Below are 10492 nucleotides of genomic sequence, written 5' to 3' on the forward strand. Positions count from 1 at the left end.
CCACACTGGAGCGTCTTCTGAGCCTGCTGTCGGCCTTTGAGGTCGTGGTATGGATGACGGATGGCTGGCCGCTGTATGAATCACGCCTGAAGGGAAAGCTGCACGTTATCAGCAAGCGTTACACTCAGCGCATTGAGCGACATAATCTGAATCTGAGACAACATCTGGCAAGGCTGGGACGGAAGTCACTGTCGTTCTCAAAATCGGTGGAGCTGCATGACAAGGTCATCGGGCATTATCTGAACATAAAACACTATCAGTAAGTTGGAGTCATTACCTGTTGCTCTTGCCGGATGCGGCGTAAACGCCTTATCCGGCCTACAGTTCATTTCAAATCCATTCAATTTCAATGCACGATGTAGGCCTGATAAGCGTAGCGCATCAGGCAATTTTAATGTTTAACTTCCCTGTTTAATCAGTAACTGCTGGCGTAGCTGGAGATCCAGCGGCGTTTTGCTGGGTTCGCCGCCAATTTCTCGCGCCAGTTTCGGCACCAGATATCCCGACACCAATGTCAGCAACTCACGCATAATCTGCCGTGCTTCGTCATCACTCACCATAAAATGCGCCGCGCCCTGTACTTTATCGAGCACATGCAGGTAATACGGCATCACGCCGGCATCGAACAACGCATTACTCAGGTTTGCCAGCGTTTGTGCGTTATCGTTCACATCACGTAACAGAACGCTCTGGTTCAGCAAAGTAACGCCTACCCGGCGCAACTTAGCCATCGCCTGACGGAATGTTTCATCTATCTCATTGGCATGGTTGATGTGATTCACCAGCAGGATTTGCAGCGTAGAATGTGAAAAGCGTTCAACCAGCGCATCTGTGATGCGTGCCGGGATCACAATCGGCAGACGGCTGTGAATCCGCAGACGTTTGATATGCGGGATGGCTTCCAGTTGTGTGAGCAACCAGTCCAGCTCGTGATCTTTCGCCATCAGCGGATCGCCGCCGGAGAAAATCATCTCGTCCAGTTCCGGATGCGCAGCAACATACTCAAGTGCAGTCTGCCAGTTACGCTTGTTGCCCTGATTTTCGGCATAGGGGAAGTGGCGACGGAAGCAATAGCGGCAATTTACCGCGCAGCCGCCTTTGACCAGCAAAAGCGCCCGGTTGTGGTATTTATGCAACAAACCAGGCACTACGCTGTGCTGTTCTTCCAGTGGGTCGGTGGAGAATCCGGACGCGACGACAAACTCATCTTGCGAGGTAAGTACCTGACGCAAAAGAGGATCGTCCGGATTGCCTTTCTCCATGCGATCGATAAATGAGCGGGGCACACGCAGGGCAAACAGCTTTTTGGCGCTGCGTCCGGCCAACAGTTTTTCGTCCGCGTCTATATTCAAAAGACGCAGAAGTTCATCAGGATCGGTCACAACATCGGCAAGTTGCGTTAACCAATCTTCTCTGGATGGGGTATTTAGGGTTACAATATGCGCCATTTTGTGGCTTAGCTACCAATTAACAAATTTCAGAGGGCCTTATGGCAACGTACTATAGCAACGATTTTCGTGCTGGTCTTAAAATCATGTTAGACGGCGAACCTTACGCGGTTGAAGCGAGTGAATTCGTAAAACCGGGTAAAGGCCAGGCATTTGCTCGCGTTAAACTGCGTCGTCTGCTGACCGGTACTCGCGTAGAAAAAACCTTCAAATCTACTGATTCCGCTGAAGGCGCTGATGTTGTCGATATGAACCTGACTTACCTGTACAACGACGGTGAGTTCTGGCACTTCATGAACAACGAAACTTTCGAGCAGCTGTCTGCTGATGCAAAAGCAATTGGCGATAACGCTAAATGGCTGCTGGATCAGGCAGAGTGTATCGTAACTCTGTGGAATGGTCAGCCGATCTCCGTTACTCCGCCGAACTTCGTTGAACTGGAAATCGTTGATACCGATCCGGGCCTGAAAGGTGATACCGCAGGTACTGGCGGCAAACCGGCTACCCTGTCTACTGGCGCTGTGGTTAAGGTTCCGCTGTTCGTACAAATCGGCGAAGTCATCAAAGTGGATACCCGCTCTGGTGAATACGTCTCTCGCGTGAAGTAATGCGGTTGTGGTGCGGCCTGCAGGCTGCACCATCACTTATTCAGGTCAGAGATGATGAAACGCCTTATCGTTCTTGTTTTGCTTGCCAGTACGCTGCTCACGGGCTGTAACACCGCTCGCGGTTTCGGCGAAGACATCAAACATCTCGGCAACTCCATCTCTCGCGCTGCCAGCTAATTTTTCTTCTCTTCCGAAAAATCATCAGATTTCCGTCATTTTTGGCGATGTTGTCTATTATTAATTTGCTATAGGCAAACATAAATAACATTACCTAAAAGGAAGACGTTATGGTGAAGAAGACAATTGCAGCGATCTTTTCTGTTCTGGTGCTTTCAACAGTATTAACTGCCTGCAACACCACGCGTGGCGTTGGTGAAGACATTTCTGATGGCGGTAACGCGATTTCTGGCGCAGCAACGAAAGCGCAGCAATAGCAATAAGCAATAACGGTACGACAGCTGTGTCGTGCCGTTTGTTTTTTCTGCGATAGTCACTAAGGTAATAGTTGAAATTCCCCTGCCACCTGGCAAAATATCCGTTCAACCATCAGCGTTGCAGGACGACCTGCAAACGCGTCTTTTCACCGGGGACGGCCCCAATTCTCCGGAGCCTGATATGTCCTGGATTATCTTAGTTATTGCTGGTCTGCTGGAAGTGGTATGGGCCGTTGGCCTGAAATATACCCACGGCTTTAGTCGTTTGACGCCGAGTGTTATTACCGTGACGGCGATGATTGTCAGTATGGCGCTACTTGCCTGGGCGATGAAATCGTTACCAGTAGGGACGGCTTATGCCGTGTGGACGGGTATTGGCGCAGTCGGCGCGGCTATCACCGGCATTGTGCTGCTCGGTGAGTCCGCTAACCCGATGCGCCTGGCGAGTCTGGCGTTAATCGTATTGGGGATTATTGGTCTGAAACTCAGCACTCACTAACTACCGGGCTGCTGTACCCAAATAAACTTACTGACATCAAACCCTTCCCGGGTCGCGACTGCCAGCATCTCCTGTTTCACTTCGTCAGAAATGGTTGGCGTGCGGGAGAGTATCCACAGGTAGTCGCGGTCCGGGCCGCAAACCAGCGCATGGCGGTATTCCCGATCAAGTGCAATGACGTTATAACCGCCATAGAAAGGACCAAAGAATGACACTTTCAGCGCAGCGCGTGTTGGTGCGCCGGTAAAGTACGCTTTCCCTTCACTCTGCTGCCACATTTCTCTGTCAGGGTTATAGCCTTTATTGATGACATTCAGGCCGCCGCCATCACGCAGACTGTATGTTGCGGTGACTTTTTCCAGTCCACGTTCAAAACGGTGATCAAAACGGGCAATCTCATACCAGGTACCGAGATAGCGTTTAGCGTCGAAATTATTCACTACTGTCACGCCACGCGGCGGCGTAGGAGAACTGCAGGCAACGACCAGAAATGCAGCTGTCGCTGCGGCAACGAGAGGGAGCAGGCGCATAAATGTTTCCTTACTGGTTTTTTTCTAAGTGTAGATGACAGCAAGGAAAAGCGCAGAAAAGGTCCGAAAATTCGGACCCGATGAAATTTTACTGTAGAGCGTTGAGAATCTGACAGGCGGCGACTCTCGCTGGATTGGGATAGTTTTTGTTAGCCAGCATCACGATACCCAGCTCTTTTTCTGGAATAAACGCGACATAGCTACCAAATCCGCCGGTCGCCCCCGTTTTATGTACCCATGATGCGCGTACTGCAGGAGTTGGGGGCTTAATCGCTTTTACCGGGCGTGCTGCCAGTGCAATTTTATTGTCACTGCCGTTAATGATGCTGTCAGGATTGACCGGCCAGTCCAGCATTTCCCAGCCCAGGCCCTGATACATATCGCCGGTTTGCCAGTAGCGAGATTGTGCCAGTTGTATCCCTTGTTGAAGCGTTTTCTCATTGATATCAAGGGGGGTTAAATTGCTTTGCACCCAGCGGGCCATATCTTCAATGGTCGACTTCACACCATAAGCTTCAGCATCTAACGCCCCTGGCGAAACATGAACTGCCTTGCCTTCGCGATATCCCCAGGCGTAATTCTTTTCTTCTGCGGGCGGTACATTAATCCACGTATGGTTGAGTTTGAGTGGCTGGAAGACACGAGTTTGCATCGCCTGCTCAAAACTCAAACCAGACGGCTTCACAGCCAGTGCGCCGAACAAACCGATACTGGAGTTGGCATACAGACGTTGTGTTCCTGGAGCCCATGCAGGCTGCCAGTTTTGATAGAAGCGCAGCAAGTCGCTTGAGGATTTCACTTCATCCGGCATCTGCAATGGCAGGCCGCCAGCGGTGTAGGTCGCAAGATGTAATAGTGTGATCCCATTCCACTGTTTAGCGGTAAGTTCAGGCCAGTATTTTGTTGCGGGATCGCTTAACTTGATTTCCCCTCGAGCAATAGCGTCGCCACCAAGCACGCCCGTAAATGTTTTGCTGACCGAACCTAACTCAAACAACGTTTGCTGTGTGACGGGCTGCTTTTTGGCGATGTCCGCATAGCCCCAGGTAAAGTAATAAGGTTTACCCTGATAAATTACCGCCACCGCCATACCGGGGATCTTTTGTTGCTCTATAAGCGGGGTAATTGTGCGATGCACAATATCGTTGATTTGTTGAGGGGCAGCAAATGTGGAGCAAGAGGCGGTAATTAATAAGGCGCAGAGCGTCGTTTTGAACATAAGGTCTGGTTTCCATACAAAACGGCCCGCCATAGGCGGGCCGGATTTACATTGGCGATACGTTAGATTGTAACGATACCAATCAGCGTGACAACTGTCAGGATAGCAGCCAGACCGTAGAAAACCCATTTGCCCGCAGGCACGTGAATTTTCAGATCGTGCATCGCGTGGTGCATACGGTGTAAACCACACCACAGCGGCAGAACGATCATCAGGAACAGGAATACGCGACCAATGAAGCTCTGCGCGAACGCCAGAACGCGCTCGTAGCTCAGCGCATCACCCGGAAACAGCCCCAGTGGCAGCAGAATACCCACCAGCAGGATCATCACCGGCGCAATAATTGCGCTCCACATACCACCGGCCCCGAAGAGGCCCCAGAATACCGGTTCGCCAGAACGCTTTGGATTTGGATTAATCATCTCAGGCTCCTTACCAGTACAGGGCAACAAACAGGATTACGATGGTGGCAACCACAGTTACCGCCCAGAGACTTTTGATAATTGGCTCTGGTCCCATTTTTTCGTCTTTTACAATGATATTGGCCGCTTTCGGTGCCAGTTCAAACCAGGTTTTGGTGTGCAGCAGAGCTGCCGCCAGAGTGATCAGGTTAATGATCACGATAACCGGGTTTTGTAAAAAGTCGACGAATCCCGCCCAGGCTTCCGGGCCATTTTTCAGGGCAAACAGCCCGAAAATCAGTTCAATGCTGAACCACACAGCCGGAACCGCCGTGCCTTCGCGCAGCATGTAAAAGCGATAAAACGGCAATTTTTTCCACCAGGTGGACGTCATTGGCCGTACATACGGTTTACGTTTAGTCGTCATGTTGCACTCCTTAGCGTGGTTTCAGGGTCGCGATAAGAAAGTCTTTCGAACTTTCTACTTTGCCCTGCTGAATGGCCGCAGCCGGATCGACGTGTTTCGGGCAGACTTCGGAGCAATAGCCCACGAAAGTACAGCTCCATACGCCGTTCTGGCTGTTCAACTGCGCCATACGCTCCTTCTTACCGTGGTCGCGGCTATCTTCGTTATAACGATGCGCCAGCGTAATGGCAGCCGGACCGATGAACTCTGGGTTCAGGCCAAACTGCGGGCACGCGGCGTAGCACAGACCACAGTTGATGCAACCGGAGAACTGGTGATACTTTGCCATCTGCGCCGGGGTCTGGATGTTAGTACCCTGATCCGCGGTGCGGGAGTTGCCGATGATGTACGGTTTGATCGCTTCCAGACTTTCGATGAAGTGGGTCATATCGACCACCAGATCGTGTTCAATCGGGAAGTTAGCTAACGCTTCAACCTTCATACCGTCGGTGTAATCACGCAGGAAGGTTTTACATGCCAGTTTTGGCACGTTGTTAACCATCATGCCGCAGGAACCACAAATCGCCATACGGCAGGACCAGCGGTAACTCAGGTCCGGTGCCAGGTTGTCTTTGATGTAGCCCAGCGCATCCAGTAATGAGGTAGTTGCGTCATAAGGCACTTCATAGAATGCGCTATGCGGTGCGGTATCGACTTCCGGGTTATAGCGCACCACCTCAATTTTCAGGTTTTTCATCTCAGCCATTCGCCTTCTCCTTCTTATTGGCTGCTTCCGCCTTATCGGCTGCATCCGCTTCGCCACCGTAAACGCGTTTAGCTGGCGGCAGCGTAGTAATCTTCACGTCGCTGTACTCCAGGCGAGTCGTGCCATCAGCATCGCGGAAGGCGAGGGTGTGTTTGAGGAAGTTGACGTCGTCACGCTCGGTGCAACCTTCGTCCAGACGCTGGTGTGCGCCGCGGGACTCTTTACGTGCCATTGCGGAGTGCGCCATACATTCAGCAACGTTCAGACCGTGGCCCAGTTCAATGGTGTAGAGCAGGTCGGTGTTGAACACGCTGGAGGTGTCGGTGATGCGCACGCGCTTGAAGCGTTCCTGCAGCTCTGCCAGCTTGTCGATGGTTTTCTGCATCAGTTCCGGCGTACGGTAGATACCGCAACCTTCTTCCATTGCTAGGCCCATTTCGTCGCGGATCTTCGCCCAGTTTTCGCCGCCATCCTGGTTAACCAGATCTTTCAGACGTTGTTCAACGCCAGCTGCCTGCGCTTCAATTGCCTCTTCGTTGCCATTACCGGCAGTTGCTGCACGCTCTGTCGCTTGTTCACCGGCCAGACGGCCGAAGACCACCAGTTCCGCCAGGGAGTTGGAGCCCAGACGGTTTGCACCGTGCAGACCAACAGAGGAACATTCACCCACGGCGAACAGACCTTTAATGCGGGTTTCACAGTTCTGATCGGTTTCGATACCGCCCATGGTGTAGTGTGCGGTCGGACGTACCGGAATCGGTTCTTTAACCGGATCGACGCCAACGTACGCTTTCGCCAGTTCGCAGATGAACGGCAGACGTTCATGCAGTTTTTTCTCGCCGAGGTGACGCAAGTCGAGATAAACCACATCGCCACGCGGCGTGGAGATGGTGTTGCCTTTACGCCATTCGTGCCAGAAGGCCTGAGAAACTTTGTCGCGTGGACCCAGTTCCATATATTTGTTTTTCGGCTCGCCCAGCGGAGTTTCCGGGCCCATGCCGTAATCTTGCAGATAACGGTAGCCATTTTTGTTGACCAGAATACCGCCTTCACCACGGCAGCCTTCGGTCATCAGGATACCGGAACCTGGCAGACCGGTTGGGTGATACTGAACGAATTCCATGTCACGCAGCGGAACGCCGTGGCTTAGCGCCATACCCATACCGTCACCGGTAACGATGCCGCCGTTGGTGTTGTAACGATAAACGCGACCCGCACCGCCAGTAGCCATAACGACCGCGTTAGCACGGATCGGCACCAGCGTGCCTTCCATCATGTTCATTGCTACCAGGCCGCGAACATGACCATCATCAACCAGAATATCCAGCACGAAATGTTCGTCAAAACGCTGGATCTGCGGGAATTGCAGAGAGGTCTGGAACAGCGTGTGCAGCATATGGAAGCCGGTCTTATCGGCGGCGAACCAGGTGCGCTCGATTTTCATGCCGCCGAAGCGACGTACGTTGACGCTACCATCCGGGCGACGGCTCCATGGGCACCCCCACAGTTCCAGTTGGGTCATTTCGGTTGGGCAGTGGTGGACGAAATAATCCACGACATCCTGCTCACACAACCAGTCGCCACCCGCTACTGTATCGTGAAAGTGATATTCGAAGCTGTCATGATCCTGCGCGACAGCGGCGGAGCCCCCTTCTGCAGCAACGGTATGGCTACGCATCGGGTATACTTTTGAGATTAGTGCGATTTTTGCATTTGGATTTGCCTGCGCGGCAGCAATTGCAGCACGTAATCCCGCGCCACCGGCGCCTACAATGGCAAGATCGGCTTGAAAGGTTTGCACGACATTCCTCCAGATTGTTTTTATCCCACAGCCCCGTACTTCAGGGTAAGTGCCTGAAAGTTACGGTCTGCGAACGCTATTCAACTGCTCCTTTATAGGTACAACAGTATAGTCTGATGGATAAGTCTGAAATTTGACGAGATCGATTTTTTTAGTGCGCAAGAGGGCTAAATTATCACTGAAGATGATTAATTTAATTACTAAACCATCAGATCGTGCTTTTTTTAGTCACTGCCCACCGCTGTTTGATTCCTGCGTAAAATTTGTCTCGCCGTCGCGTTGCGAGTAGACTTCGTGCCCTTGTCAAAAACTGGAGATTTAACTATGAGCGAAACGGCATCCTGGCAGCCGAGCGCATCCATTCCTAACTTATTAAAACGCGCGGCGATTATGGCGGAGATCCGTCGTTTCTTTGCTGATCGTGGAGTGCTGGAGGTGGAGACGCCTTGTATGAGCCAGGCGACGGTAACCGATATTCATTTGGTCCCGTTTGAGACACGTTTCGTAGGCCCCGGGCATTCGCAGGGGATGAATCTCTGGTTAATGACCAGCCCGGAATACCATATGAAACGCCTGCTGGTTGCCGGTTGTGGGCCGGTATTCCAGCTGTGCCGCAGCTTCCGTAATGAAGAGATGGGGCGTTATCACAACCCTGAGTTCACTATGCTTGAGTGGTATCGACCGCACTATGATATGTACCGGTTGATGAACGAGGTGGACGATCTCTTACAACAGGTGCTGGACTGCCCGGCAGCAGAAAGCCTTTCTTATCAACAAGCTTTCTTGCGTTATCTGGAAATTGACCCGCTCTCTGCCGACAAAACGCAACTGCGGGAAGTCGCAGCGAAACTGGATTTGAGTAACGTTGCTGATACCGAAGAAGACCGCGACACGTTGCTACAATTGCTGTTTACCTTTGGCGTAGAGCCAAATATTGGCAAAGAAAAACCGACCTTTGTGTACCACTTTCCAGCCAGCCAGGCATCACTGGCGCAAATCAGTACCGAAGATCATCGGGTCGCTGAACGCTTTGAGGTTTATTATAAAGGTATTGAGCTGGCGAATGGTTTCCATGAATTAACGGATGCCCGTGAGCAGCAACAACGCTTTGAACAAGATAACCGTAAGCGCGCGGCGCGCGGTTTGCCGCAGCACCCCATTGACCAGAATCTGATTGAAGCCTTGAAAGTCGGTATGCCTGACTGTTCCGGCGTGGCATTAGGTGTTGATCGTCTGGTGATGTTGGCGCTGGGCTCGGAGACACTGGCTGAAGTCATCGCCTTTAGCGTTGACCGGGCATAATTCTGAAAAATTACTGAATTAACAGCGAAGAATGGCGTGATAAGCGCCATTCTGTAGCATATGTTTTCATTTTTCCGTTAAAGGCCACAATTTAAGACTGGATATTTGATATCATCCGAGTATCAATTCTGTATTGGTTTTTACGCTGCCTGCTCAATGTTGCGCAGTGCAGTTCAGTGGGCACGTGTTATACACGCGCTGAAATGAAGGATGGTTTCATGCCTCACACGATAAAAAAGATGAGTCTGATAGGACTCATATTGATGATCTTTACTTCCGTATTTGGATTTGCCAATAGCCCATCGGCTTATTACTTAATGGGTTATAGTGCGATTCCCTTTTATATATTTTCTGCATTGTTATTCTTTATTCCATTCGCCTTAATGATGGCTGAAATGGGAGCTGCTTATCGCAAAGAAGAAGGTGGTATCTATTCCTGGATGAATAATAGTGTCGGACCACGTTTTGCCTTCATTGGTACGTTTATGTGGTTTTCCTCTTATATCATCTGGATGGTGAGTACCTACGCGAAAGTTTGGGTACCGTTCTCAACATTCCTCTATGGTAGCGACATGACCCAGCACTGGCGTATTGCCGGACTGGAGCCTACGCAGGTGGTTGGTCTGCTGGCAGTAGCATGGATGATTCTGGTCACCGTCGTTGCTTCAAAGGGGATTAATAAAATTGCCCGCATTACTGCGGTGGGCGGTATTGCAGTAATGTGTCTGAATTTAGTATTGCTGTTAGTAAGCATTACTATTTTGTTATTAAATGGTGGGCATTTCGGGTAATGCTGCCAACTTACTGATTTAGTGTATGATGGTGATTTTAAGGTGCTTGCGTGGCTTCCATTTCCATCAGATGTCCTTCCTGCTCCGCTACTGAAGGCGTGGTGCGTAACGGCAAAAGCACTGCCGGACATCAGCGCTATCTCTGCTCTCATTGCCGTAAAACATGGCAACTACAGTTCACTTACACCGCCTCTCAGCCCGGTACGCACCAGAAAATCATTGATATGGCCATGAATGGCGTCGGATGTCGCGCCAGTGCACGCATTATGGGCGTTGGCCTCAACACG

Annotated in this window: 14 protein-coding genes and 1 pseudogene; 8 read left to right on the forward strand and 7 right to left on the reverse strand. The window is 51.2% G+C overall.

Annotation, left to right across the window (positions count from 1 at the left end):
- The coding region (locus BGK49_RS03445; RefSeq protein ID WP_000317683.1) for an IS1 family transposase at positions 1-263 on the forward strand (263 nt) is incomplete at its 5' end.
- A 135-nt stretch (positions 264-398) separates the two neighbouring features.
- On the opposite strand, the gene epmB is transcribed toward BGK49_RS03445, so the two are convergent.
- Positions 399-1448, reverse strand: a complete 1050-nt coding sequence (epmB, locus tag BGK49_RS03450; protein WP_000940527.1) for an EF-P beta-lysylation protein EpmB — start codon at positions 1446-1448, stop codon at positions 399-401.
- A 41-nt stretch (positions 1449-1489) separates the two neighbouring features.
- Between epmB and efp the strand changes: the two genes are divergently transcribed.
- The 4 genes from efp to sugE all read left to right on the forward strand — a co-directional run bounded on the left by efp (position 1490) and on the right by sugE (position 2989).
- Positions 1490-2056, forward strand: a complete 567-nt coding sequence (gene efp, locus BGK49_RS03455; RefSeq protein WP_000257278.1) for an elongation factor P — start codon at positions 1490-1492, stop codon at positions 2054-2056.
- Positions 2057-2107: 51 nt separating this feature from the next.
- On the forward strand, positions 2108-2233 hold the full coding sequence (ecnA, locus tag BGK49_RS03460) for a lipoprotein antitoxin entericidin A (protein WP_000977757.1): 126 nt from the start codon (positions 2108-2110) through the stop codon (positions 2231-2233).
- 110 nt (positions 2234-2343) lie between these two features.
- Positions 2344-2490: a lipoprotein toxin entericidin B gene (gene ecnB / locus BGK49_RS03465; RefSeq protein ID WP_000239596.1), complete on the forward strand. Its 147-nt coding sequence runs from the start codon at positions 2344-2346 to the stop codon at positions 2488-2490.
- Between the two features lie 181 nt (positions 2491-2671).
- Positions 2672-2989: a quaternary ammonium compound efflux SMR transporter SugE gene (gene sugE / locus BGK49_RS03470; RefSeq protein WP_000118482.1), complete on the forward strand. Its 318-nt coding sequence runs from the start codon at positions 2672-2674 to the stop codon at positions 2987-2989.
- Here the strand turns inward: sugE and blc are convergent.
- The 6 genes from blc to frdA form a co-directional block, all read right to left on the reverse strand.
- A complete protein-coding gene (blc, locus tag BGK49_RS03475) occupies positions 2986-3519 on the reverse strand; it encodes a lipocalin Blc (RefSeq protein WP_001238381.1) in 534 nt (177 codons plus the stop codon). The genes sugE and blc overlap by 4 nt on opposite strands.
- An 88-nt stretch (positions 3520-3607) precedes the next feature.
- Positions 3608-4738 carry a BlaEC family class C beta-lactamase gene (locus BGK49_RS03480; protein ID WP_005025617.1) on the reverse strand — a complete coding sequence of 377 codons (1131 nt, stop codon included), beginning with the start codon at positions 4736-4738 and terminating at the stop codon, positions 3608-3610.
- Between the two features lie 62 nt (positions 4739-4800).
- Positions 4801-5160, reverse strand: coding sequence for a fumarate reductase subunit FrdD (frdD, locus tag BGK49_RS03485; protein WP_024259702.1), 360 nt, complete (start codon positions 5158-5160; stop codon positions 4801-4803).
- Between the two features lie 10 nt (positions 5161-5170).
- Positions 5171-5566: a fumarate reductase subunit FrdC gene (gene frdC / locus BGK49_RS03490; protein WP_000208757.1), complete on the reverse strand. Its 396-nt coding sequence runs from the start codon at positions 5564-5566 to the stop codon at positions 5171-5173.
- Positions 5567-5576: 10 nt separating this feature from the next.
- The gene (frdB, locus tag BGK49_RS03495; protein ID WP_000829495.1) at positions 5577-6311 is read right to left on the reverse strand and encodes a fumarate reductase iron-sulfur protein; all 735 of its coding nucleotides are present in this window, start codon (positions 6309-6311) and stop codon (positions 5577-5579) included.
- Positions 6304-8112, reverse strand: coding sequence for a fumarate reductase (quinol) flavoprotein subunit (gene frdA, locus BGK49_RS03500; protein ID WP_001192965.1), 1809 nt, complete (start codon positions 8110-8112; stop codon positions 6304-6306). Before frdA ends, frdB begins: the two co-directional genes overlap by 8 nt.
- 324 nt (positions 8113-8436) lie before the next feature.
- Here frdA and epmA point away from each other — a divergent pair, with 324 nt between their 5' ends.
- From epmA to BGK49_RS25250, 3 genes and pseudogenes are all read left to right on the forward strand, one after another.
- The gene (gene epmA / locus BGK49_RS03505) at positions 8437-9414 is read left to right on the forward strand and encodes an elongation factor P--(R)-beta-lysine ligase (RefSeq protein ID WP_000004772.1); all 978 of its coding nucleotides are present in this window, start codon (positions 8437-8439) and stop codon (positions 9412-9414) included.
- A gap of 218 nt (positions 9415-9632) precedes the next feature.
- Positions 9633-10199: pseudogene (locus tag BGK49_RS03510) on the forward strand (amino acid permease); the annotation flags it as partial.
- Between the two features lie 56 nt (positions 10200-10255).
- A partial coding sequence (locus BGK49_RS25250) for an IS1-like element transposase (protein WP_001650043.1) occupies positions 10256-10492 on the forward strand: 237 nt, incomplete at its 3' end.

The organism is Shigella sp. FC1544 (assembly GCF_001722145.1).
GTDB lineage: Bacteria > Pseudomonadota > Gammaproteobacteria > Enterobacterales > Enterobacteriaceae > Escherichia > Escherichia coli.